Genomic DNA, 25,483 nt, shown 5'->3' with positions numbered 1-25,483 from the left:
TGGCCGGACGCTGCCAAACCCCGATTTCGCACCCCTGACCTGCGCAGATGACCCGGTGTGACGATGGTCACGTCCGGGCCGCTAGGGTGTTCCAATGCTTCGCGTCGCAGTGTGGGGAACCGGCAACATGGGCTCGACCGCGATCCGGTCGGCCGCCGCTTTTCCCGGCCTCCAGCTCGCCGCCGTCATCACCTCGACCGCCGAGAAGGTCGGCCGCGACGCCGCCGGCTTCGCCGGGCTCGATGCGCCCACCGGGGTCGCGGCCACCGACGACGTCGACGGTGTGCTTACGGAGTGCGACGCCGTCGCCTACATGGCCTCCGGCGACATCCGGCCCGAAGAGGCGATCGCGGACATCGAGCGGTGCCTGCGTGCCGGCCTGCACGTGGTGACGCCGTCGCTGTACTCGCTCTACGACCCGGCGTCCGCCCCGCCGGAGTGGGTGCAGCGGCTGACCGCCGCCGCCGAGGAGGGCGGCTCCACCCTGCTCGTCAGCGGCGTCGACCCCGGATGGGGCAACGACGCCCTCGCGGTGACGGCCGCGAGCCTGTGCACCCGCATCGACACGATCACCTGCCAGGAGATCTTCGACTACTCCACCTACAACCAGCCGTTCGCGGTGAAGGTGTCCTGCGGCTTCGGCGGTTCGATGGACGAGACCCCGATGATGCTGCTGCCGACCATCCCGACGATGGTCTGGGGCGGCAACGTCCGGCTCATCGGCCGCGGCCTGGGGATCGAGATCGACGAGATCACCGAGGAGGTCGAGCGGCTACCCCTCGACGAGTCGGTGGACACCGTGATGGGCCGCTTCGAGAAGGGCACGCAGGGCGCCTTCTTCCTCAAGGTCGTCGGGTGGTCCGGCGGCAGGAGGCGGATCGTCATCGAGCACATCACCCGCATCCACCCGTCCTGCGCGCCGGACTGGCCGCAGCCCGACGATGCTCATCGGGGCGGCGTCGGCGATCACCGCGTCATCATCGACGGCGACCCGCAGCTGACGATCGTCACCCGCGCGGACGTGCCGGGCGGCACCCGCGCCGACGGCGGCAACACCACCGCCGCCAACCGGCTGCTCGGCGCCCTCAACTGGCTCGTCGAGCAGAAGCCGGGCATCTACGACGGTCTGCAGGTGCCGCTGCGCTCGGCGCTGGGCGCCGCCGCCGAAGCCGCCCGCTGGGCCGAGTAGTCACTCCGGCCCGGATGCGGCGACGGCTGCCGGCACCGGTGCCTCCGCGGGCGCCGGCTCTGCCGCCGCCTCCGCGTCGGGCAGCTGACCCACCAGGTACTCGGCGAGCCCCCCGATGGTCGGGTAGTCGAACACCGCCGTCGCATTGATGGTGAACGCGCCGCCGAACTGGCTGTGCAACCTGTTGCGCAGTTCGATCGCCATCAGTGAGTCCGTGCCGAGGTCCAGGAACCGGCTCGTCGCGGCGGGCGGCGACGCCAGGCGCAGGAAGTTCTGCACCTCCTTCTGGAGGAACTCCGTCACGAAGCCCGCACGCTGCGGCACGGGAATCTCCTGCAGCTGCTTGAGCAGCTCACTGTCACCGGTCACCTCGCCGACGGCGCTCGGCAGCACCAGGTCCAGGATCGGTGGCCGCGAACTGCCCAGCACCTTCGCCGCACGCTGCCAGTTGGCCCGGATGACGGTCGCCTGGCCGGTCCCGTTCGCGACGACCTCGCCGAGTGCGCTCAGCGCCGCCGCCGGATCCAGCGGGACGAGGCCCTGGGCGCTGATGTTGGCGGTCGCGGCCTCCGATGATGCCATGCCGCCCTGTGCCCACGGCCCGAAGTTGATGCCGGTGGCGGGCAGGCCCCGGGACCGTCGCTGCGCGACGAGACCGTCCAGCCATGCGTTGGCCGTGGCGTAGTTCGCCTGACCGGGCGACCCGAACAGGCTGGACACCGACGAGGACACGATGAAGAAGTCCAGGTCGTCGTCGGCTGTCAGACGGTCCAGGTGGTACGCGCCGTACGCCTTGGGCGCCAGCGTCGTCCGGAACCGCTCGAGGCTCTGCTGGGACAGCAGCGCATCGTCCAACACACCCGCCAGATGCGCCACACCGGCCAACGGCGGCAATTCCGCGCGGATCCGGTCGAGCAGCGCGACGACGTCGGACTCCTCACCAACGTCCGCGGTGAAGACGTGCACGCGGCACTTGTAGCGCTCGGTGATCTCCTCGATCACCTTCTGCGCCGCCGCATCCGGCGCACGCCGGCTGGTCAGCACGATGTCACCGGCGCCGAGCTGGGCCAGATGCGACGCCGTGTGCAGACCAATCGCACCGAGCCCACCGGTGATCAGGTAGCTCCGATCGGGCTTCGGCTGCAACGGGTTCGGGATCTGCACGACGATCTTGCCGATGTGGCGCGCCTGCTGCATGCGCCGGAACGCCGCCCTGGACTCGGTCAGCGGGTAGATCTCCGCGGGCAGCGGAGTCCACTCACCGTCGGCCAGTCCGTCCGACACCTCGGTGAGCAGGTCGCGGATGCGATCGGGGTCGGTGAGCATCACCGTGTCCAACGCGACGATCTCGTAGTCGATGTCGGGTCGGGCCTCGGTCATCTGCTCCGGCGACCAGATGTCGCGCTTGGCGATCTCGGCGAATCGGCCGTTGCGGGCGGTGGCCTTCAGCGTCGCCTCGATGAACCCTTCGCTGGTCAGGCTGTTGAGCACCACGTCAACGCCGGCACCGCCGGTGTCCGCCAGGATCTGATCGGCGAAATCGGTTGTGCGCGAATCGTAGACGTATTCCACACCCAGCTTGCGCAGCGTGGCGCGCTTGAAGGTGCTGGCCGTGGCGAAGACCGTCGCGCCGCACCGCTGTGCCATCTGGACCGCCGCGAGGCCCACGCCGCCGCTGGCCGCGTGGATCAGCACTTTGTCGCCGGGCTTCAGCTGCGCCCAGTCGAACGACAGCCGGACCGTCAGCGCCGCGGCGGGAATCGTCGCGGCCTGCACCGCGCTCACCCCGTCCGGGATCGGCGCCAGGAACTGCGACGGCACATTGAACCGGCTGGAGAACGCACCCTGCATGGAGCCGTAGACACGCTGCCCCACCTCGACGTCGCCGACACCCTCGCCCAATTGCGTGACGACGCCGGCGAAGTCACCGCCGATCGGTCCGGGGTCGCCCGGGTAGAGACCGAGGACGTTGAGCACGTCGCGGAAGTTGAGGCCGGCGGCCTCGACGCGGACCTGCACGTAACCCTCGTCCGGCGGCGGCACGTCCTTCTCGGTGATCCGCAGGTTGTCGATCGCGCCGCGCTCCGTCGGCGCCAGCACGTAGTCGCTCCCGCGCGGCACGGTGAGATTGCCGCTGCGCGCCCACGGCACCAACCGGGACGCCAGCAGCTTCCCCTGCCGCACTGCGATCTCCGGCTCCTCGACCGGGGTGGCCAGCATCGCGGCCAGTGCCCGCACCGCCTCCGGTGACCCGTCGCAGTCGACCAGCCTGGCGCGCAGCGCCGGTTCCTCGTTGATCGTGGTGCGACCGAAGCCCCACAGCGCCGCCTGAACCGCATCCACCGGTTCACCGGACTCGGTGGCCACGGCCCGCTCGGTGACGATCCACAGTCCGCCCGGCAGCTTCATGCCGTCGTTCTGCACTGTGTGCACAGCGCTGAGCAGGTTGGACAGCTCGGCCTCGAGCCGCCCGCTCGCGTCGGCGCTCGACTCCTGCGCACTCGGCCCGGTGCTGCGCCAGACGACGCCGGAGAACGGCATGCCGCGCTCGACGGCCTGCGCCAGCACCTGTCCCAGGAGCTCCGGATCGGCCTGCCGGTCGAACGGGATGCAGCCCGGCACCTCGGCGGCCAGTTCGCCGAATCCCGCGATCAGCCATGTGCCAGTGGGCGCGACAGCGTCTGCGTCGGCAGGCGGTGTCGGCACCTCGTGCCAGCCGAGGGTGTAGAGCAGCCGGGTGGCGTCGCCGCCGAGGCCGCGCAGCAGCGCCTCGCGCGGTGCGCGTTTGACGGTGAACTCGCGGATCCCGCCGAGCAGGCTGCCGTCGCGGTCGAGGAAGTCGAGATCGAAGACCTGCGTCTCGCTGTCGAGGCCGCTGTTGTGCCACCTCGCGCGGCAGTAGAACCGCCGGGGCATTTTCTCCTTGAGCGTGACCTGCCCGTACCGCAGCGGCAGGAACAGGTCGTTGACGCCCTGTTCGGCGGCGAGAAGTGCTGGGAATGCCGGGAAGGCGACACCGGTGCACAGGTCCATCAGGACCGGGTGCATCGGTTCGGTTCCGAGGTGCTCGGCGAGTTCCTGTCCGACGAGGATGTCGCCGATCGCCTCACCGTCACCGAGCCACAGCGACTTCAGCGAACCCGACCAGGTCGGCCCCCAGGCCAGTTCCAGGTCGGCGAAGGTCTCGAACAACTCCTGCGGACGCATGCGGGTGCACCGCTCGATGGCCTCGTCGACCGGATCCTGCTCGGGATCCGGATCGTCGCCGGCGCCGGAGACACCGGTCACCACGGCGCCTTCGGCGTTCAACGACCATTCGACGTCGCGCTCACCGTACGGACGGCTGTGCACCTGGAACTTCGACTCGCCGCCGTCGCCTGCCGGGTGCAGCGTCAGCTGTACCTCGCGAGACGCCTTCTCCGGCAGAATGATCGGCTCGTAGAAGAAGACCTCCTTCACGCGCGCCGGCGGACCGACGGCGGCCAGCGCCATCGCCGCGTACGTCGCCCCGGGGACGACGACGGTGCCGTAGATGACGTGATCGGACAGCCACGGCTGCGATCTGACCGACAGCCTGCTCGTGTAGACGACGTCGCCCGAGGCGAGGTCCTTGGCACTACCCAGGATTCCGGAGACGCCGGCGCCGTTGCTGTCGGAGCCGGTGATCGCGGACGTCTTGGGCCAGAAACGGCGGTGCTGGAAGGGATAGGTGGGCAGTTCCAGCCTGCGGCGGAGCCCGCGGTGCAGCGCCGCGAAGTCGGGCTGGTGGCCGCCCACATAGGCGGCGGCCAGCGCGTCGGCGATCTGCCGCCGGTCGCCGACACCCTTGCGGAGCGAGACGATCGCCCGCGGGGCGGCCAGGTGCTCCGGCCAGACCTGCACGGCGGCGCCGGTCAGCACCGGTTGCGGACCGATCTCCATCAGCACCGAGCATCCGAGGGCCGCCACGGTGCGCACACTCTCGGCGAACTGCACCGGCTGACGGGAATGCCGCCGCCAGTACTGGGCGTCGAGCGGTGTCTGGGCGGTGAGCACGGCGCCGGTTCGGTTGCAGACCAGCGGGAGAGTCGGTGCGGCGAACGTCAACTGGGCGGCGTAGGACTCGAACTCGTCGAGCACCGGGTCCAGCAGCTGCGAGTGGAAGGCGTGGCTGGTCTGCAGCCAGGTGCAGCGGATCGCGTCGTCGGTGAACGTGGCGACGATCTTCTCGAGATCCTCGGCCGGTCCCGACAGCACCGTGTTGGGTCCGTTGTAGGCGCCGACCGAGACGCGCGGGTACTCACCGGCGACCTGCTCGACCTGCTTGGCGTCGGCGAACACCGCCACCATCCGACCGCCTTCGGGCAGGCTGCCGAACATCCGGCCGCGTTCGGCCATCAGTCGTGCGCCGTCCTCGAGGCTGAAGACACCGGCGACGCATGCCGCCGCGTACTGGCCCACGCTGTGCCCTAGCACCACGTCGGGCTTGATTCCCCACGACTGCCACAGCCTGGCCAGGCCCATCTCGACGGCGAAGAGCGCCGGCTGCGCGAACGACGTGTGCCGCAGCCGCTCTCCGGTCTCGCGATCGGCCGCGAACAGCACCTCGAGCAGCGGGTAGGGCAGGATGCCCTCGACGGCCTCCGCGCAGCGTGTCACGGTCTCGGCGAAAACCGGCTCGGTGTCGAACAATTCACGCGCCATGCCCGGATACTGGCTGCCCTGTCCGGTGAACAGCCAGGCCGTTGTCGGATTGTGCGTGTGCTCACCGCGTACGACACCGGGCCGCAGGCGGTTCTGCACCAGTTCGGCCAGGCCGTCGCGCGCCGAGGCGATCGAGTCGACCACCAGGGCGGCCCGGTGCTCGAAGTGCGAACGGCCGGTGCCCGCGGTGACGCAGACGTCGGCGAGGTCGGCGTCCGGATGGGTGCTCAACCAGGCCTCGTACCGGCTGGCCAGTGCCGTGAGCGCTTCCGGTGACCGTGCGGACAGCGCCAGTACGTCGACGGGTGCGTCGTGGCCGGTCTGCCCGGCGGGCGCCGGAACTTCGGCGTCGTCCGCAGCGACGTCGGCGGCGGCCGGCTGCGGCGCCTCCTCGATCAGCACGTGGGCGTTGGTGCCGGTGAACCCGAAGGAGCTCACGCCGGCGCGCCGCGGCCTGCCGTTGGCGTGCCACGGGATCGCCTTGTCCACGACCCGCACGGGCAGCGAGGCCCATGGGATGTGCGGCGACGGGTTGTCGAAGTGCAGGCTCTGCGGTAGCAGCTCGTGCTGCAGCGACAACACGACCTTGATCAGACCAGCTGCGCCGGAGGCGGATTCGAGGTGACCGATGTTCGTCTTGACCGATCCCATCAGCAGTGGCCGGTCGGCGTCCCGCGAGCCGCCGTAGGCCGCCGCGGCGGCCTGGACCTCGATCGGATCACCGAGCGGGGTGCCCGTGCCGTGCGCCTCGAGGTAGTCGACGTCGCCGCCGGTCAGCCCGGCGCGGGTGAGCGCCGTGCCGATGAGCCGTTGCTGTGCGCCACCGTTGGGCACCGTCAGGCCGCTGGAGGCGCCGTCCTGGTTCACCGCGGTGCTGGGAATGACGGCACAGATCCGGTCGCCGTCGCGTTCGGCGTCGCTCAGCCGTTTCAGCACGAGCACCCCGCAGCCCTCGCTGCGCACGTAGCCGTCGGCGGAGGCGTCGAAGGTCTTGCACCGCCCGACGGGGGACAGCATCCTGGCGCGCGACGCGGCGACCACCGTCACCGGGCTGATCAGGACGTTCACCCCGCCTGCCAACGCCATGTCGCAGTCGCCGGAGCGCAGCGCCTGGACGGCCTGGTGGACCGCCACCAACGACGAACTGCATGCGGTGTCGACCGCCACGGCCGGACCTTCGAGCCCGAGCGCGAAGGCGACCCGGCCGGAGATCGCGTTGAGCGCGTTGCCGGTGATGAAGTGGGGTTCGATCTTGTCGATGGATTCCGACGACAGCAGGTGGGCGTACTCGTTGGCGGCCACGCCGACGAAGACGCCGGTCTTGCTGCCGCGCAGCGACGCCGGCGAGTAACCGGCGCGTTCCAGTCCCTCCCAGGCGGTCTCGAGCATCAGTCGCTGCTGCGGCTCGATCCACACGGCCTCGCGCGGCGAGATGCCGAAGAACTCGGGGTCGAAGCCGTCGATGCCGTCGAGGAATCCGCCGAAGCGCGTGTAGGTCTTGCCGGGGGCATCCGGGTCGGGGTCGTAGAACTCGTCGATGTCGAACCGGTCCTCGGGGACCTCGCGGATCGCGTCGACACCGCCGGAGAGCACCTCCCAGAACGCTTCCGGGTTCGGTGCGCCGGGGAAGCGGCACGAGACGGCGACGATCGCGATCGGATCGTCCGCGCGCGTCGGGGCCGCGGGACGGGGTTCGGACGGGCCTGCCGCCTGCTCGCTGAGGCCGAGCACGTCTCCCAGCAGCCAGTCGGCGGCGTCGGAGAGCCGGGGGTGATCCATCACGAGGGTGACGGGGATGTCCTTGCCGACGCCCTGCTCGATGCGGCGTCGGAGTTCGACGGCCATCAGCGAGTCCATGCCGAGGTCGAAGAAGCCGGCGTCCTCACGGATCTCGGCGGCGTCGACGCGCGTCACCTCCGCCACCGCGTCGCGCAGGTAATCGGTGAGCAGCCGCTTGCGCTGCTGCAGCGGCGCATTCGTGAGCCGCTCGACCAGTGGGGTCCTGCCCGACGGTGTCACGACCGGCGCCGAGTCGGCCGCCGGGGCGGGCACCTCGCGCTCGAGTTCGGCGAGGAACGCCCGCCGTCCCGCCTGCTGGTAGAGGGGCAGGAAGCGGGCCCAGTCGATCCGGGCGACCACTCCTTGCACGGGACCGTTCGCCGAGGAGGCCGCCACGACGTCGGCCAGACCTGCCAGGGCATCGGCTGGCGACAGCGTCCGTACGCCGCGCTGCTCGAGCCGCGCGCGGGAGTCCGCGTCGGCCATACCCGCCGACCACGGTCCGAAGTTGACGCTGACCCCCGGGACGCCCTGCTCGCGCATCCGCCAGGCCAGCCCGTCGAGGAACGCGTTCGCCGCGCCGTAGGCGGTCTGACCGTATCCGCCCCACACCGAGGCGATCGACGAGGTGCTGATGAAGAAGTCGAGCTTCAGGTCGGCGGCGGCTTCGCTCAGATGCCAAGCACCCCAGACCTTTCCGGCGAAGACGCGGTCCACTTCGGCGTCGTCCAGATCGCTCAGCGGGGTGGTGCCGATCTCGCCGGCGGCATGGACGATGCCGGCCAGTGGGGGCAGTCCCGCCTGCATGCCGGCCAGCAGGCGCGCGACGTCGTGTGCGTCGGCGACGTCGGCGGTGACGACCCGGACCTCGCAGCCGTGCTGTTCGTTCAGTGCGTCGATCCGCTGCCGGGCGGCGTCGCTGGGCGGGCGGCGACTGGTCAGCACGAGATGTCGTGCGCCGTTGGCGGCGAGGTATCCGGCGGTCTCCAGTCCGATCGATCCCAGCCCACCGGTCACCAGATAGGTGGCGTCAGCGCGCAGTTGCAGCGGTGCGCCGCTCGCAGGTTCCGTCCGCCGCACCAGCCGCGGGACGTAGAGCGCCTGGTCGCGGAGCGCGAGCTGGTCCTCCCGGGAAGCCGGGTCGTGCGCCGAGGTGATCCGGTCGACCAACCGGGACCATTCGCCGGCCTTATCGCCACTGCCGGCCGACAGGTCGGCCAGTCCGCCCCACACGTGCGGCAGTTCCAGCGCCGCGGCGCGGCCGAATCCCCACAGGGCACTCTGATCCGGTGCGACGGTGTCGCCGTCGGTGATGCGCTGCGCGCCGCGGGTCACCAGCCAGATGGGGCTGCGCAGTTCGGCCGCGGCCGCGGCGCGGAACAGGCGCCGCGTCCCGACCAGGATGCGATGCTGCATCCGCAGCAGTGATCGCATCGACGGCCCGGTGTCGGAATCCGAGTCGAGTGCCGCGACGTGCAGGATGCGCAGCGTCGAGTCATCGGCTGCCGCGGCGCGTAACGCGTCGACGAGCTGTTCGGAGTCGGCATCGGAGACCGGCAGTCCGACGGTCCGGTGCCGGTGGCCGCGCGCGTCGAGTGCGGCGACCAGGGGCGCGACGGCGTCGGCGGAGTCGCCGACGATGATCCAGCTGTGGGCTCCGGCGGGCCCGCCGGCGGAGACCGGCGCGGGGGATTCCAGCCAGCGGAACTCGTAGCGGCCGTCGGCGACGGACTGCGTCGACCGTTGCTGATTGTGTTGTGCGGCAAGCCTGGTCAGCACCTGCAGGGTCTGCTGATCGCCGCCGGGACCGTCGAGCAGTGCGGCGAGTTCGTCGATCCGGCCGTCTTCGAGAAGGCGGACGGCCTGGGTGCGGGCGGCGGGTGGGAGCTGCTCGCGGGTGCCCCGGTCGTCGGTGCGGCTGTCTGGCCGATCGTCGGAGAACCAGTACTGGCGACGCTCGAAGGGGTAGGTGGGCAGGTCGAGCTTGCGGGCGTGCGGCTGCGCCATGGCGGCGAAGTCGGGCAGGTGGCCCAGCACGTACGAGTCGGCGACGGCCTCGGTGATCTGCCGGTGGTCGGTGGTGTTCCGGCGCAACGAGGTGACCACGCGCGGTGCGGTGGCCGGGTCGGGCCAGGTGCTCAGCGCTGCGGCGGTGAGCACCGGTCGCGGGCCGATCTCGACCAGCAACTTGCAGTTGAGGCCTGCGAGGGTGCGCACACTCTTTGCGAACTCAACCGGTTGGCGTGCGTGGCGGCGCCAGTATGCGCCGTCGAGCTTGACGCTCCTGCCGAGCGCGGCGCCGGTGCGGTTGTCGATCAGGATCCGTTGCGGCGCCGCGTACGTGAACCGCTCGGCGTACGACTCGAAGTGGTCGAGGATCGGGTCGAGCAGCGCCGAATGGAACGCGTGGCTGGTGTCGAGCCAGTCGCACCGGACGTTGTCGGCCGCGAGTCCGGCCACCGCCTTCTCCAGATCGTGTGCGGGTCCGGACAGCACGGTGTTGGCGCCGTTGTAGGCGGCGACGGACAGTGCCGGGAACTCGTCGGTGATGGCCTCGACGCGCTCGGCGGCGGCGAACACCGCGACCATCCGTCCGCCCGCGGGCAGGCTTCCGAACAGCCGGCCCCGTTCGGCCATCAGCTGCGCGCCGTCCTCGAGGCTGAACACGCCGGCCACGCACGCCGCGGAGTACTGGCCCACGCTGTGACCCAGCACCACGTCCGGGTCGAATCCCCATGACTGCCAGAGGCGTGCCAGACCCATCTCGACCGCGAACAGGGCGGGCTGTGCATACGAGGTCTGCCGCAGCGTCGCGTCGGCGTCGGGGCTGTCGAGGTCGAAAACGACGTCGAGCAAGGGCTTTTCGAGAGCCTCGGCCACTGCCGCCGCGCACCTGTTCAGCGTCTCGGCGAACACCGGTTCGGTGTCGAACAGTTCGCGGGCCATGCCGGGGTACTGGCTGCCCTGGCCGGTGAACAGCCACGCCGTCTTGGGAACGTCCTGGGAGTCCCCGCGCACCAGACCCGGTGCCGGGCGGTCGTCGGCCAGCGCGCCGAGCAGCTCGACGGCGGACTCTCGCGAGTCGACCACCAGCGCGGCACGGTGTTTGAGGTGCGCCCGCCCCGCCCCGGCGGTGAAGCACACGTCGGCCAGAGTGGCCTCGGGGTGCGAGCTCAAGAAGCCGCGGTACCGGTCGGCGAGCTGGACCAGTGCGGCGGGCGTGTGCGCGGAGAGCGGCAGGATGCTGAACCGCGCCCCGGCGGCGACATCGGGCACCGGAGCCGCCCCGGCGGCGACATCGGGCACCGGAGCCGCCCCGGCGGCGACATCGGGCACCGGAGCCGCGGAGATCCGTGCTGTTTCTTCGGGCGCCTCCTCCAGGATGACGTGGGCGTTCGTGCCGGCGAATCCGAATGAGCTGACGCCCGCGATGCGCGGCCGGCCGTTGCTCTTCCAGGGCATCGTCTCGGTGACCACCTCGACGGGGAGGCGGTCCCAGGGGATGTGCGGTGACGGGTTCTCGAAGTGCAGGTGCTTGGGCAGGGTCTCGTTCTCGAGCGAGAGGACGACCTTGATGACGCCCGCGATGCCCGCGGCCGCCTCCAGGTGCCCGATGTTGGTCTTCGCCGAACCGATCAGCAGCGGCCGGCCGGGGTCGCGTCCGGCGCCGAACGCCGCGCCCGCGGCCTGCGCTTCGATCGGGTCGCCGAGCGATGTGCCGGTGCCGTGCGCCTCCAGGTATCCGACGTCGCTGGGTTCGAGGCCGGCGCGCTTGAGCGCATCGGTGATGACTCGTTGCTGCGCAACACCGTTCGGCACGGTCAGGCCGCCTGATGCGCCGTCCTGGTTGATCGCGCTGCCGCGGATCACCGCGCGGATGCGGTCACCGTCGCGGAGCGCATCCTCGAGGCGCTTGATGACGATGACACCGCAGCCCTCGCCACGCACGTAGCCGTCGGCGGCGGCGTCGAAGGTCTTGCACCTGCCGTCGGGCGCGAGCATCTGCGCGTTCGAGAAGGTGATCATCGTTGCGGGAGTGAGGAGTACGTTGGCGCCGCCGGCCAGCGCGAGGTCGCACTCGCCAAGGCGCAGCGCCTGGCATGCCTGGTGGATCGCGACCAGCGACGAACTGCAGGCGGTGTCGACGGCCACCGAGGGACCCTGCAGTCCCAGGCGGTAGCTGATCCGGCCGGCGGCCGCGGCATTCGACGTCCCGATGGCCAGGTAGGCCTCGATCTCGGGGTAGGTCAGTTCGTCGGACGCCATCCCCAGGTAGTCGTGGGTGGCCAGGCCGACGAACACACCGGTGTTGGTCTCGGCGAGGGCCGTGGGTGCGGTGCCCGAGTGCTCCACCGCGCGCCACGCCGTCTCGAGCAGGATCCGGTGCTGCGGGTCCATCATCCTGACCTCGCGCGTCGACATGCCGAAGAACGGCGCGTCGAAGCCGGTCACGTCGTCGACGAACCCGGCACGGCGGGTCACTACCTTGCCGGGGGCTCCGGGCTCCGGGTCGAAGAACGCGTCGGCATCCCAGCGGTCGGCGGGGATCTCCGACACCGCGTCGCGGCCCTCGCGCAGCACGTCCCAGAAGCCGTCAGCGTCCGGCGCGCCGGGAAAACGCGCCGCATAGCCAACGATGGCAAACCGCTGAGTCGGCTCGGACGGATTTTGAGCGGATCCCATGCGGTTGTCTCCTTGAGGGGCCTTGCGGTAATTTACGCAGTAGTCAAGCTAACCTACTCGACAGTAGTAACGACCGCGTGAACCAAGATCGAGTGAACTCCGACGCACACTATGGCACGCCTACCCGAGGTATGCGCGCTTCCGTGTCCCGGCTCCGGTCGTGCACGGCGGGTGCGGCCGAACCTCGGGTACGTTGATGCCGCGGCACGATTTGCCGAGCCCGGAAATCGGGCCGAGGAGAAGTGAGCGAAGGGACCGGGTTTTGCGCATCGGGAAGATAACTGTTGGCGCACTTGGTGAATGGTCACTGAGTCCGGGATCGGTCACTTCCTGGCATCCGACGGCCGCCGCTCAGGAAACAGCGAGCCGCGCTCCGGTCAGCTCGGTGCCGGTTAGCTACATGCAGAGCCAGCACCTTCGTAACTACTGCGAACGGGAGGCTGCGGGCCTCAACTTCTCCCGGCAGATCATCGCCAGCTGCGAGGTGGCGGGCACGTGCGACATAGCCGCGATGGACCATGCCGTCAACTCTTACATCCGGCGACACGACACCTTCCGGAGCTGGTTCGAGCAGATCGATTCTGGCAAATTCATTAGGCACGCTATCGAAAATCCGGACGCCATCGAATTCATGCCGGTCGATCAGGGCGAGATGACGGTCGAAGAGATCCGCGACCACGTCGTGGCAATCCCGAATCCGCTGGAGTGGGCCTGCTTCACGTTCGGGATCGTCCAGCACGAAGACCACTTCACGTTCTTCGCCGCCATGGATCACGTGCACGGAGACGCCACCCTTATCGGCACGACCATGATGGAAGCCAACGGCATGTACTCCGCCATGAGTGGCACCGGTCAGGCACTCACGCTGCCCGACGCCGGCAGCTTCGACGATTTCTGTGTTCGCGAGCGTGAGTTCACCTCGACGTTGACGCTGGATTCGCCCGGCGTGCGTGCGTGGATCGAGTTCGCCGAGGACAACAGTGACGGCTTCCCGGAATTCCCCCTGCCGCTCGGTGATCCGAACGAGTCGATGAGCAGCGCCTGGTCCTCTCAGGTCTTGATGGACGCGGCTCAGACGGATCGGTTCGAATCGGCCTGCAGCGCCGCGGGGGCCCGGTTCGTCGGCGGACTGTTCGCCTGCCTTGGCCTGGTGGAGCACGAATTCACCGGTGCGCTGACGTACTACGGGCTCACCCCGAGGGATTCCCGCACCGGTGGCGACAATTTCATGACCCAGGGCTGGTTCACCGGCCTGATACCGATCACGGTGCCGATCGCGGCGACCTCCTTCAGCGATGCCGCGGGCTCAGCGCAGACGTCATTCGACTCGGGCCTGGACATGGCGAGGGTGCCGTACTACCGGGTCCTGGAACTGGCGCCGTGGCTCAACTGGCCGCGGCCGAACTTCCCGGTGTCGAACTTCTTGCACGGTGGCGCGGCACCGCTAAACGCCATTCTCGCGGCCGGCGAGATGGGCCTGGCGAACAACATCGGCATGTATCCCGACAACCGGTTCTCCTACCAGTTGACGATCTACATCTTCCGGTACGGCGAGGGCACGGTCATGGCGATCATGCATCCGGACAACGCCGTCGCCGAGAAGTCGGTGACGCGATACATGGAGGCGATGAGCTCGGTGACGAGCCGGGTTGCTGACACCGGGCACTGGGGGCGCGTCGCATAGCGGCGGGCAAATGATGGCCATGGGAAATCGGCGATGCGCGAATTCGGCGCGAGGATGAGGGCGACATGCGACGGCTAGCCGACCTCGTTGTGCGCTGGCCGTGGGCGGTGATCGGGGTGTGGATCGCACTGGCGGTCGTCCTGCCGCTGTCGTCCCCGTCCCTCGGCGAGATGGCGGAGAGGAATCCGCTCGCGATCCTGCCGAGCGACGCGCCGTCGAGCGTCACCGCGGCGAAGATGACCGAGGCCTTCAAGGAACCCGGCAACGACAACCTGCTGCTGGTGGCGTTGATCAACGAAGACGGGCTGAAACCCGCCGACGAGGCGACTTATCGAAAGCTCGTCGACGCGCTGCGTGACGACGTGACGGACGTGGTGTCGGTCCAGGACTTCGTCGGCACCCCACAACTGCGTCAGTTCCTCACCAGTGAGGACAAGACGACGTGGGTCCTGCCGGTCGGTCTCGCAGGCGAATTGGGCACCCCGCGGGCGTTCGAATCGTTCAACCGGGTGGCCGACGTCATCAAGACCGCCGTCGCAGGCAGTTCGGTGGACGTGCACCTCACCGGCCCCGCCGCCACGGTCGCCGACCTCACCGTCGCGGGTGAGAAGGATCGGCTGCCGATCGAGATCGCCATCGCCGTCCTGGTCCTGGCCGTGCTGCTGCTGGTCTACCGCAGTGCGGTCACGATGCTGCTGCCCTTGGTGACCATCGGGTCGTCCCTGGTGATCGCGCAGGCGGTGGTGGCGTCGTTCTCCCAGCTGACCGGCTGGGGCGTCTCGAACCAGTCCATCGTCTTCCTGAGCGCGATCATGGCCGGCGCCGGCACCGACTACGCGGTGTTCCTGATCAGCCGATATCACGATTACCTGCGGTCGGGTAAGGACTACGACCAGGCGGTCAAGGCGGCGATGATCTCGATCGGGAAGGTGATCACCGCGTCCGCCACCACGGTGGGCCTGACCTTCCTGCTGTTGAGCTTCACGCAGATGGGGGTGTTCCGGACGGTCGGGGTGTCGGCCGCGATCGGCATCGCGGTGGCATTTCTCGCCGGGCTGACGCTGCTGCCCGCGATCCTGGTGCTCGCCGGACCGCGCGGCTGGGTCAAGCCGAGGCGTGAACTGACCGCGCGGTTCTGGCGGCGCTCCGGGATCCGCATCGTGCGCAGGCCGGTGCCGCACCTCGTGGCGAGTGTGCTCGTGCTGGGTCTGCTGGCCGGCATCGCCGTCTTCGCGAACTACAACTACGACGACCGCAAGGTCGTGCCTGCCTCGGCCGCGAGCTCAATCGGGTACACCGCGCTGGAACGCCACTTCCCGATCAGCCAGTCGATCCCCGAGTACATCCTCATCCAGTCACCGCACGACCTGCGCAACCCGCGGGCGCTGGCCGACCTCGAGCAGCTGGCGTCGCGCGTCGCACAGCTGCCCGACATCGGCCTGATCAGCGGCGTCACCCGGCCCCTCGGCGACGTGCCGCCGGAGTTCCGGGCCACGTATCAGGCCGGCCTGGTCGGTGACCGGCTGGCCGACGGCTCGGCGCAGATCGGCCAGCGCAGCGGCGATCTCGGCCGGCTGACCGCCGGCGCCGACACACTGGCCGACAGGCTCGCCGAGGTGCGCGGCCAGATCAACCAGATCGCACCGAGCATCCAGAGCCTGGTCGACACGTTCTCCTCGGTGCGCACCGACTACGGCGGCGACAAGCTGGTGCGCGACGTCGAGGTCGCGGCGAAACTGGTGCAGAGCGTCAACGTGCTCGCCAACTCGATGGGCATCAACTTCGCCGCCGTCAGGGACATGTTCGCCTGGATCGGGCCCGTCCTCGCCGCGCTGCAGAACAACCAGGTCTGTGACGCGAACCCCTCCTGCAGCGCCACCCGCAGCCAGTTCCAGCGGCTGAACGACGCGAACAACGACGGCAGGCTCGACCAGATCAACGACCTCGCACACCAGCTCCAGGGCGTCGACGACAAGCAGACCCTCAACGCGACGGTGAAGAAGCTCAACAGCGCCCTCGCGAACGTCACCAGGGCGGTCAACGCGATGGGGCTGAACTCCCCCGGAGGTGCGCAGGCGGGTCTGAAGGATCTGCAGCAGGGCGCGAACCAACTGGCCGGCGGAAGCCGGGAGGTGGCAGGCGGAGTGGACGAACTGGTCAAGCAGCTCAAGGTGATCGCCGCCGGACTCAACGAGGCGTCGACATTCCTGCTGACGATGAGGAACAACGCCGCGGACCCGGCGCAGGCGGGCTTCAACATCCCGGCCGAGGTGCTGGGTCTGCCGGACTTCCAGAAGGCCGCCGCGGCGTACGTCTCGCCGGACGGCCGCTCGGTGCGGTACCTCGTGCAGACCAAGCTGAACCCGTTCAGTTCGGAGGCGATGGACCAGGTCAACCAGATCGGTGACATCGCCAGGGACGCCCAGCCGAACACCACGCTCGCCGACGCCACCATCTCGATGGGCGGCTATCCGGTCGCGCTGCGCGACACCCGCGACTACTACCAGCAGGACATCCGGTTCATCATCGCCGCGACCATCATCGTGGTGCTGTTGACGCTGATGGTGCTGCTGCGCGCCGTCGTCGCACCGCTGTATCTGGTCGGCTCCGTGGTCATCTCGTACTTCGCGGCCATCGGCGTCGGCGTGCTGACGTTCCAGTTCTTCCTCGACCAGCAATTGCACTGGAGCGTGCCGCCGTTGGCGTTCGTGGTGCTGGTCGCGGTGGGCGCCGATTACAACATGCTGCTCGTGTCACGAATGCGAGACGAGTCTCCACACAGCATGCGATACGGCATCATCCGCACCCTCGGTTCGACGGGTGGTGTGATCACCGCGGCGGGTCTGATCTTCGCGGCCTCGATGGCCGGTCTGTTGTTCTCCAGCATCGGCATCGTGATCCAGGGCGGTTTCGTGATCGGGGTGGGGATCCTGCTGGACACGTTCGTGGTGCGCACCATCACGGTGCCCGCCATCGCCGCACTGCTGGGACGGGCGAACTTCTGGCCGTCGCGAATTGCGGCGCAACCGACGGTGTCTCGAACACCGGAACCGAGTGCCTAGCCATGGGCGGCGAGCGCACACACACGATGTATGCAAGGCTTCGGAACGAAGCGGAGCGATCAGGAGTACGGATGACGAAGCTCCCCACGGATTTCAGTGACACGGATGTCCCCGCATCCACGATCTTGTCGATGCTGCACGGGCGCGCCAGCATGCGGCCCGACGACGTCGCGTTCACCTTCACCGAGTACGCCGATGACCCGTCCGGGATCACCGAGACCGTGACCTGGTCGCAGCTCTCGCGCCGAACCATGAACGTGGCGCGCGAGATCCGGCTGCACGCCTCGGTGGGTGACCGGGCGGTGATCCTCGCCCCGCAGGGCATGGAGTACATCCTTGCCTTCCTGGGCTCCATGCAGGCCGGTCTCGTCGCGGTGCCACTGCCGCTGCCGCATCGCGGCTCGAGCCACGAGCGGGTGAGTTCAGTCTTCCTCGACACCAGTCCGGCGGTCGTGCTCACGACGTCCGCTGCCGCCGAGGACGTCGGCGACTACGTCGATCAGTCCCAGATGGACACCGCGCCGAAGATCGTCGCGGTCGACGCGTTGAATCTCGACGTCACCGCCGACGGGCCGGGCCTCGAGGCGGCCGGGTATCCAAGCACGGCCTATCTGCAGTACAGCTCGGGCTCGACCCGGTTGCCGACCGGTGTCATCATCTCCCACCGCAACCTGCAGGTGAATTTCGAGCAGCTGATGCGCACCTTCTTCGCCGATGCTCAGAACGCGGCCACCGGTGGCACATTCGTGTCGTGGTTGCCGTTCTACCACGACATGGGTCTGGTGCTCGGCGTCTGCGCCCCCATCCTGAGCGGCTATCCCGGTGCGCTGATGAGCCCGGTCGCGTTCCTGGAGAAGCCGTCCCGGTGGCTGCGGGCGTTGGCGGAGAACCCCCGTGCCTTCTCCGCGGCGCCCAACTTCGCCTTCGACCTGGCCGCCCGCAAGACCAAGGACAGCGACCTCGCCGGACTCGACCTCGGCGGGGTGGTGGGCATCATCAACGGCGCCGAACGCGTCGAGCCGGCAACCCTGGAACGGTTCGCAGACCGGTTCGCGCACTTCGACTTCCGGGACCACATGCTGCGCCCGTCGTACGGGCTGGCGGAGGCGACGGTGTTCGTGGCCACCGGCACCTGGAGTGAGTCGGCGGATGCCGCGCACTTCGACGTCGACGAATTGTCCGCGGGCCGCGCCAAGCGGTGTGCCCCCCGAGCCGGCTCCGCGTTGGCGAGCTACATCCTGCCGCAGTCACCTGTGGTCCGGATCGTCGATGTCGACACCAACCGGGAATGCGCGCAGGACGTGGTCGGCGAGATCTGGGTACACGGCGACAACGTCGCGTCCGGCTACTGGAGCAGGCCGCCGGAGGAGCAGCGTTGCTTCGGGGCGACGATCGTCGACCCGTCGCCGGGCACCGTCGAAGGGCCATGGCTGCGAACCGGCGATCTCGGATTCGTCTCCGGTGGCGCGCTTTTCATCGTCGGCCGCATCAAGGACCTGCTGATCATCCGGGGGCGTAACCATTATCCCGAGGACATCGAGGCGACGGTGCAACAGATCACCGGCGGCCGGGTCGCCGCGATCGCGGTCCCGGTGAACAGCACCGAGAAGCTGGTCACCGTCATCGAGGTGAAGAAGCGCGGCGAGTCGACGGTCGAGGCGGGGCACTGGCTCAGCGGCGTCAAGAGCGATGTCACCTCCGCGATCTCCAACGCCCACGGCCTCAACGTCGGGGATCTCGTCCTGGTGCCTCCCGGCTCGATCCCCACCACGACGAGCGGCAAGATCCGGCGCGCAGCGTGCGTCGAGCAGTACCGGCAGGACGAGTTCGTCCGGCTCGACGCCTGACCTGGGCGAATGGAAGACAAGGTAGGGTTCGGATCAGTGCACACGCATAGGCGGGAGTGGTAATGCGGAGGCTTCTCGTCTCGGTCACTGCGTTGATGGCGGTAAGTGCCACAGGCGTTTTCGGCGGCACCGGTACCGCGGCGGCCGAAGAACCGCAGCCCGGCTGGACGGCCGATCGCGGGGCGCCCGACACCTCACCTTCGCCGCCGGGGATCGGGACGCCCGGCAAGGGCTACGCGCTCGGTGGCGCGCACGTGCTGGGCATCCCGTACGACCAATACATCATGGACACCGGCAAGAAGTGGTTCCCCGACAACCAGGAACAGAAGCAGATCGTCCGCTACCCGGCGGGGCAGGTGCAGGGCCACACGCTCGAACGGTTCTTCCCGGGGATCGGCGCGGTCGGCGAGGAGATCCTGCCGGGGTTGGGTCTCGACGGTCCCAGCGTCGGTGAATCGGTCACCGTGGGGGCGCCGCACACCATCGCGACCATCAAGGCGGGCGGGCCGGGCACGGTGATGGGCCTGTCCGAGGGCGCGATGGTGCTCAACGAGGTGCAGGCGCAGCTCGCGAACGACCCGAATGCGCCGCCGCGGGATCAGCTCAGCTTCGCGATGTTCGGCGACCCGGTGGGCAAGCACGCGTTCGGCGAGGGCTTCCTGACCCAGATGTTCCCGGTCGGCGCCGTCGTTCCGTCACTGGACTACCGCATCCCGGCGCCGGTCGAAAGTCAGTACGACACACACCAATTCATCTCGCCCTATGACAGCATCGCGGACTGGCCGGATCAGCCGGACAACAACTGGATGAGCGTGGTGAACGCGATCGCGGGTCTCGCGACCGGCCACACCGCCGTGGCGTTCACCGACCCGAGCAACATCAAGGTGCCGGAGCGCAACATCCGCACGACGGTCAACTCCAAGGGTGCGAAGACGACGTCGTACATGGTGCCCGAGCAGCATCTGCCGCTGGTGATGGCGTTCAAGTACCTCGGGGTCGACGAGCCGACGCTGAACAGGCTGGACAGTGTCCTGCTGCCCATGGTCGACGCCGGATACTCGCGCAACAACGATCCGGCGACCGCGCCGATCACGGTGGATCCGGTCAACGGCTACGACCCCGCGGAGGTCACCGCGCCGTCCACCGACGCATCGTTCGGCGGCGGCGGCACCGATCCGATCTCGCAGCTGCTGTCCGGTGCGCAGTTCGTGCTGAACAACCCGCCGAAGCCGTAGCGGCCTACAGTCCGGCGATCCCCGCGCCGACCAACACGCAGCCGACCAGGGCGAGCAGTGCGGCGACGCCCAGGCGGCCGTGGGACCGCAGCCAGTCGTACAGCGCCGCCAGCATGGCGCGGGTGCGGTCGGGGGCCACCACGTAGGCCAGCAGCGGGATCTCGACCAGCGCGAAGGCCACGACGTTGAACAACACCAGGGCACTGACCTGGACTGAGGCGGTGGCGCCGGAGGCGACGATGAGCGCCAGCGCCGCCACATAGTCGACGGACGGCAGTGCGATGCCGAGGCCCGCGACGCCCGCCGTCCACAGCGAACCGCCGGTGAGCAGCTGACGCGCCCGGGTCGCCAGCGGTCCCCGGAATCGGCCCGGCGCCCCGTCGTCGCGCTGACCGCCCCACAGGCCGGCCGTCACCAGCGCCGCGTTGGCCAGCAGCAGGACGCCGATGGCGATCTGCACCCGGGGCAGGGTGAAGTGCGCGGAGCCCAGCGCGGGCCGAAGGACGAACAGCACCACCACGCCCACCGCGATGCCCATCGCGAACCCGCCGGTGAGGAAGGCGAGCAGCTGCAGGCCCGGCCGGGGCCGGTTGACCATCAGCACCGTCATGCCGATTCGGAACGGTTCCAGGCTGACCGCTACGGCCATCATCAGCAGCGGTATCCACATGGTCGGCGTCACGTTACCGGCCGCGCGACGACTTCTCCCGCCCCCGTGATCCGCTGGGCGCCGGCGGTCGCGCGGGCTTGCGTTCACGGCGATCGCGACTGTGGTCGGCGCCGCCGTCGACGGCCATCATGGACAGACGACCGCTGTGTGAAGATGGGAAGGACATGAGCGCCACAGACCTGAGTCCGGCCTTGCTGCGCGAAGCGTTCGGACACTTCCCGACCGGTGTCATCGCGATCGCCGCCGAGGTGGACGGCGCCCGGGTCGGATTGGCGGCCAGCACCTTCGTGCCGGTGTCGCTGGATCCGCCGCTGGTGTCGTTCTGCGTGCAGAACAGCTCGACCACCTGGCCGAAGCTCAAGGGCCTGCCGTCGTTGGGCATCAGCGTGCTGGGGGAGGCCCACGACGCCGCCGCCCGCACCCTGGCTGCCAAGACCGGTGACCGCTTCGCGGGCCTGCAGACCGTCTCGACCGAGACCGGCGCCGTCTTCATCGAGGGCACCAGCGTGTGGCTGGAGAGCGCCATCGAACAGCTGGTGACCGCCGGCGACCACACGATTGTCGTGCTCCGGGTCAACGACATCCGGGTGCACGACGACGTGGCGCCGATCGTGTTCCACCGCAGCGCCTTCCGGCGGCTGGGTGACTGATGCCCGTCAGGGCCGGGCGGCGAGTTCCTCGCGGTAGTGCTGGATCCGCTGCTCGATCTCGTCCGCGTCGCCGGGCCGGCCCTCTTTGCGTGCCAGCGCTGCGCGGGCGGACAGCTCGCGGATGGCGGTGCGAATGTCGTTGACGCTGTGGATCTGAGTCATGGACTGGCTGCCTTTCGTCGTTGATTGGCCGCTGTTGCCGAGGGTACGCCGATGAGCCCCCGGCGGTGGGCCGCGAAAGTGAAACGTGGGCGGAAATCCCTGAGGATTTCCGCCCACGTTTCACATTGGCGACGACGTCGGCGCTAGCCCCGCCGGAACAGCTTGTTGCCCAGCCACACCACCGGGTCGTACTTGCGGTCGGCGACACGCTCCTTCATCGGGATCAGCGCGTTGTCGGTGATCTTGATGTGCTCGGGGCACACCTCGGTGCAGCACTTGGTGATGTTGCAGTAGCCGAGGCCGTGCTCCTCCTGCGCCATGTTCTGACGGTCGGCGACGTCGAGGGGATGCATGTCGAGCTCGGCGATGCGCATCAGGAACCGCGGCCCGGCGAACGCCTCCTTGTTCTCCTCGTGGTCGCGCACCACGTGACACACGTTCTGGCACAGGAAGCACTCGATGCACTTGCGGAACTCCTGGCTGCGGTTCACGTCCTCCTGCTGCATCCGGTACTCACCGGGCTGCAGGTCCTTCGGCGGCGTGAACGCCGGGATCTCCCGGGCCTTCTCGTAGTTGAAGTTCACGTCGGTGACGAGGTCGCGCATCACCGGGAATGTCCGCAGCGGCGTCACGGTGACGGTCTCGTCCTCACCGAAGGTGGACATCCGGGTCATGCACAGCAGTCGCGGCCGGCCGTTGATCTCGGCCGAGCACGACCCGCACTTGCCCGCCTTGCAGTTCCAGCGCACGGCGAGGTCGGGGGTCTGGGTGGCCTGCAGGCGGTGGATGATGTCGAGCACCACCTCGCCCTCGTTCACCTCGACCTGGAAGTCGCGCAGCTCACCGCCGCTGACGTCGCCGCGCCAGACACGCAGGTTTGCGGTGTAGGCAGCCATGTCTAGCCCTTCCGTTCGGGATGCGCGGTGAGTTCACCGTCGGTGTAGTACTTCTCCAACTCGGACAGTTCGAAGCAGCCGAGCAGGTCCTCGCGCATCGGCACCTGCTCCTCGGCCTCCACCGTCACGCCCGGCACCATCTTGTCCACGGTCGCGACGTCGTCGGTGCGGCAGACCAGCAGCGTGTTGCGCCACTTGGAGTCCATCTCGGGATAGTCGTCGCGGGTGTGCCCGCCGCGGCTCTCCGTGCGCTGCATCGCCGCCTTGGCCACGCACTCGCTGACCAGCAGCATGTTGCGCATGTCGATGGCCAGGTGCCAGCCGGGGTTGAACGCCCGGCCGCCTTCGACGGTGACGTTCTGCACGCGGGCGCGCAGCTCGTCGAGCTTGTCGAGGGCGGACTGGATCTCGTCCTCCTTGCGGATGATCCCCACCAGGTCGTTCATCGACTCCTGCAGCTCGGCGTGCAGGGTGTACGGGTTCTCCGGATTCTCGTGGGTGTCGTACGGGGCCAGTGCCATCTTGATGGCCTCGTCGACCGCCTCCTGCGAAACCTTCGGCCGCTCGTCGGACAGGGCCCGCACGTAGTCCGCGGCGCCGAGACCGGCGCGACGGCCGAACACCAGCAGGTCCGACAGCGAGTTGCCGCCCAGGCGGTTGGAGCCGTGCATGCCGCCGGAGCACTCACCGGCGGCGAACAGCCCGGCGGTGGCGGCGCCCCCGGTGTCCGGGTCGACCTCGATGCCGCCCATCACGTAATGGCAGGTCGGCCCGACCTCCATCTCGTCCTTGGTGATGTCGACCTCGGCCAGCTCGATGAACTGGTGGTACATCGACGGCAGCCGCCGCTTGATCTCCTCGGTCGGCATGCGCGAGGCGATGTCGAGGTAGACGCCGCCGTGTGGCGTGCCGCGGCCCGCCTTCACCTCGGAGTTGATGGCACGGGCCACCTCGTCACGGGGCAGCAGGTCAGGGGTGCGGCGGGCCGAGTCGTTGTCCTTGAGCCACTGGTCGGCCTCTTCCTCGGACTCTGCGTACTGGCCCTTGAACACGTCCGGGATGTAGTCGAACATGAACCGCTTGCCCTCGGAGTTCTTCAGCACTCCGCCGTCGCCGCGCACGCCCTCGGTGACCAGGATGCCCTTGACGGACAGCGGCCAGACCATGCCGGTGGGGTGGAACTGGATGAACTCCATGTTGATCAGGCTCGAACCCGCCCGCAGTGCCAGCGCGTGGCCGTCACCGGTGTACTCCCACGAGTTCGACGACACCTTGAACGACTTGCCGATGCCGCCGGTCGCCAACACCACGGCGGGCGCCTCGAACAGCACGAAGTTCCCGGTCTCGCGGTAGTAGCCGAACGCGCCGGCGATCCTGCCCTCGTTCTTGCCTTGCGCCCCGGTCGCCTCGTGCTCGGCGCTCGGATCGTCGCTCGGCCCCTTGTCCAGGACGAGGTCGGTGATGGAGCACTCGTGGAAGACCCGGATGCGGGCCTCGTAGTCACCGAGTTCGCGCTTGTCCTCCTGCTGCAGCGACACGATCTTCTGCTGCAAGGTGCGGATGATCTCCAGGCCGGTGCGGTCGCCGACGTGCGCGAGCCGCGGGTAGGTGTGGCCGCCGAAGTTGCGCTGGCTGATCCGGCCGTCCTTGGTGCGGTCGAAGAGCGCCCCGTAGGTCTCCAGCTCCCACACCCGGTCGGGCGCCTCCTGGGCGTGCAGCTCGGCCATCCGCCAGTTGTTCAGGAACTTGCCGCCGCGCATGGTGTCGGCGAAGTGGATCTGCCAGGTGTCCTTCGGGTTGGCGTTCTTCATCGCCGCAGCGCAGCCGCCCTCGGCCATCACGGTGTGCGCCTTGCCGAACAGCGATTTGGTCACCACGGCGACGCGCAGGCCGCGCTCGCGGGCCTCGATCACCGCTCGCAGTCCTGCGCCACCGGCACCGATCACGACGACGTCGTACTCGTGCCGTTCCAGCTCGGCCTCAGCCATGTGTCCTCACTCGTCTTCCATGTCCTGTTGTCTCGAATTGCGCTGTCGGTCGGGTGATCTCAGCCGATGAACCTCAGGTCCGAGATCGTGCCGCTGGCCACCAGCATGACGTAGAAGTCGGTGAGCATCAGCGTGCCGAGGGTGATCCAGGCGTACAGCTTGTGCCGGGTGTTGAGCACGCTGACCTTCGTCCAGAGCCAGTAGCGCACAGGATGTTTCGAGAAGTGCTTGAGACGTCCGCCCACGACGTGGCGGCAGGAGTGGCAGGAGATCGTGTAGACCCACAGCATCACCACGTTGACCACCAGAATGATGTTGCCCAGGCCGAATCCGAAGCCGCTGGGCGAGTGGAAGGCGATGATCGCGTCGTAGGTGTTGATCACCGAGATGAGCGCCGCGATGTAGAAGAAGTAGCGGTGGGTGTTCTGGATGATCAGCGGGAAGCGGGTCTCGCCGGTGTACTTGGCGTGCGGTTCGGCGACGGCGCAGGCGGTTGGCGCCTGCCACACCGACCGGTAGTAGGCGCCGCGGTAGTAGTAGCAGGTCAGCCGGAACAGCAGCAGGAACGGCAGCGACAGCAGCGCGTACGGGAAGATCGGCCAGTCCGGCACGAACTGGGGCCAGAAACCGCTCGCCTCGGGCAGGCAGCCGGTGCTGATGCACGGTGAGTAGAACGGCGTCAGGTAGTGGTACTCGGGGACGAAGTAGTCCCGCTGCAGGAATGCCCGCACCGTCGCGTAGATCACGAATGCGGCGAAACCCAGGTCGACGACGAGCGGTGACTGCCACCAGCGGTCGGTGCGCAGGGTGCGCTGCTTGATCTCCGCGCGTGTCGATGAGAAGACGCCGGTGCCGTCTCGGTCGGCGGTGGGTGCGCTCACTGTTGCCTTTCGCAGATCTGTCGAGGTCGACCAACCGGGCGGTTACCCGCGGCGGTGGGTTTCAAGCGGTGCGC

Annotated in this window: 12 protein-coding genes; 6 read left to right on the top strand and 6 right to left on the bottom strand. The window is 68.8% G+C overall.

All coding sequences use genetic code 11. The features are described 5' to 3' along the window. Window positions 1-94: 94 nt before the first annotated feature. On the top strand, window positions 95-1,189 hold the full coding sequence (locus tag H7I41_RS05050) for an NAD(P)H-dependent amine dehydrogenase family protein (RefSeq protein ID WP_264011475.1): 1,095 nt from the start codon (window positions 95-97) through the stop codon (window positions 1,187-1,189). Here H7I41_RS05050 and H7I41_RS05045 read toward each other — a convergent pair whose 3' ends face one another. Beyond that, window positions 1,190-12,334: a type I polyketide synthase gene (locus H7I41_RS05045; RefSeq protein WP_264011474.1), complete on the bottom strand. Its 11,145-nt coding sequence runs from the start codon at window positions 12,332-12,334 to the stop codon at window positions 1,190-1,192. Window positions 12,335-12,596: 262 nt separating this feature from the next. Between H7I41_RS05045 and H7I41_RS05040 the strand changes: the two genes are divergently transcribed. The 4 genes from H7I41_RS05040 to pe all read left to right on the top strand — a co-directional run bounded on the left by H7I41_RS05040 (window position 12,597) and on the right by pe (window position 20,162). After that, on the top strand, window positions 12,597-14,018 hold the full coding sequence (locus H7I41_RS05040) for a condensation domain-containing protein (RefSeq protein ID WP_264011473.1): 1,422 nt from the start codon (window positions 12,597-12,599) through the stop codon (window positions 14,016-14,018). 65 nt (window positions 14,019-14,083) lie between these two features. Then, window positions 14,084-17,080 (top strand): MMPL/RND family transporter, encoded by a 2,997-nt coding sequence (locus tag H7I41_RS05035; RefSeq protein WP_264011472.1) that lies wholly within the window; start codon window positions 14,084-14,086, stop codon window positions 17,078-17,080. A gap of 71 nt (window positions 17,081-17,151) precedes the next feature. Continuing rightward, window positions 17,152-18,927, top strand: a complete 1,776-nt coding sequence (locus H7I41_RS05030) for an AMP-binding protein (protein WP_264011471.1) — start codon at window positions 17,152-17,154, stop codon at window positions 18,925-18,927. Between the two features lie 62 nt (window positions 18,928-18,989). Continuing rightward, entirely contained in the window at window positions 18,990-20,162 is a 1,173-nt protein-coding gene (pe, locus tag H7I41_RS05025) for an acyltransferase PE (RefSeq protein WP_264011470.1), read from the top strand. Between the two features lie 4 nt (window positions 20,163-20,166). On the opposite strand, the gene H7I41_RS05020 is transcribed toward pe, so the two are convergent. Then, window positions 20,167-20,832 (bottom strand): GAP family protein, encoded by a 666-nt coding sequence (locus H7I41_RS05020; protein WP_264011491.1) that lies wholly within the window; start codon window positions 20,830-20,832, stop codon window positions 20,167-20,169. Window positions 20,833-20,996: 164 nt separating this feature from the next. Between H7I41_RS05020 and H7I41_RS05015 the strand changes: the two genes are divergently transcribed. Then, complete coding sequence (locus H7I41_RS05015) at window positions 20,997-21,482, top strand: flavin reductase family protein (protein WP_264011469.1); 486 nt, start codon at window positions 20,997-20,999, stop codon at window positions 21,480-21,482. A gap of 6 nt (window positions 21,483-21,488) precedes the next feature. Here H7I41_RS05015 and H7I41_RS05010 read toward each other — a convergent pair whose 3' ends face one another. The 4 genes from H7I41_RS05010 to sdhC all read right to left on the bottom strand — a co-directional run bounded on the left by H7I41_RS05010 (window position 21,489) and on the right by sdhC (window position 25,409). Continuing rightward, entirely contained in the window at window positions 21,489-21,644 is a 156-nt protein-coding gene (locus H7I41_RS05010; RefSeq protein ID WP_264011468.1) for a hypothetical protein, read from the bottom strand. A 143-nt stretch (window positions 21,645-21,787) separates the two neighbouring features. Beyond that, window positions 21,788-22,540: a succinate dehydrogenase/fumarate reductase iron-sulfur subunit gene (locus H7I41_RS05005; protein ID WP_264011467.1), complete on the bottom strand. Its 753-nt coding sequence runs from the start codon at window positions 22,538-22,540 to the stop codon at window positions 21,788-21,790. A gap of 2 nt (window positions 22,541-22,542) precedes the next feature. Further along, the gene (locus tag H7I41_RS05000; protein WP_264011466.1) at window positions 22,543-24,528 is read right to left on the bottom strand and encodes a fumarate reductase/succinate dehydrogenase flavoprotein subunit; all 1,986 of its coding nucleotides are present in this window, start codon (window positions 24,526-24,528) and stop codon (window positions 22,543-22,545) included. 59 nt (window positions 24,529-24,587) lie between these two features. Then, complete coding sequence (gene sdhC / locus H7I41_RS04995; RefSeq protein WP_264011465.1) at window positions 24,588-25,409, bottom strand: succinate dehydrogenase subunit SdhC; 822 nt, start codon at window positions 25,407-25,409, stop codon at window positions 24,588-24,590. Window positions 25,410-25,483 lie beyond the last annotated feature (74 nt).

It is taken from the genome of [Mycobacterium] manitobense (assembly GCF_025821665.1).
Classification (GTDB): Bacteria; Actinomycetota; Actinomycetes; order Mycobacteriales; family Mycobacteriaceae; genus Mycobacterium; species Mycobacterium arseniciresistens.
This window is presented reverse-complemented; position numbering and strand designations above follow the sequence as displayed.

Coding starts and splice junctions, on each gene's coding strand:
- H7I41_RS05050 (WP_264011475.1), top strand. CDS start 95: ATGCTTCGCGTCGCAGTGTGGGGAACCGGCAACATGGGCTCGACCGCG.
- H7I41_RS05030 (WP_264011471.1), top strand. CDS start 17,152: ATGACGAAGCTCCCCACGGATTTCAGTGACACGGATGTCCCCGCATCC.
- H7I41_RS05005 (WP_264011467.1), bottom strand. CDS start 22,540: ATGGCTGCCTACACCGCAAACCTGCGTGTCTGGCGCGGCGACGTCAGC.
- H7I41_RS05045 (WP_264011474.1), bottom strand. CDS start 12,334: ATGGGATCCGCTCAAAATCCGTCCGAGCCGACTCAGCGGTTTGCCATC.
- H7I41_RS05020 (WP_264011491.1), bottom strand. CDS start 20,832: ATGTGGATACCGCTGCTGATGATGGCCGTAGCGGTCAGCCTGGAACCG.
- H7I41_RS05010 (WP_264011468.1), bottom strand. CDS start 21,644: ATGACTCAGATCCACAGCGTCAACGACATTCGCACCGCCATCCGCGAG.
- pe (WP_264011470.1), top strand. CDS start 18,990: ATGCGGAGGCTTCTCGTCTCGGTCACTGCGTTGATGGCGGTAAGTGCC.
- H7I41_RS05015 (WP_264011469.1), top strand. CDS start 20,997: ATGAGCGCCACAGACCTGAGTCCGGCCTTGCTGCGCGAAGCGTTCGGA.
- H7I41_RS05000 (WP_264011466.1), bottom strand. CDS start 24,528: ATGGCTGAGGCCGAGCTGGAACGGCACGAGTACGACGTCGTCGTGATC.
- H7I41_RS05035 (WP_264011472.1), top strand. CDS start 14,084: ATGCGACGGCTAGCCGACCTCGTTGTGCGCTGGCCGTGGGCGGTGATC.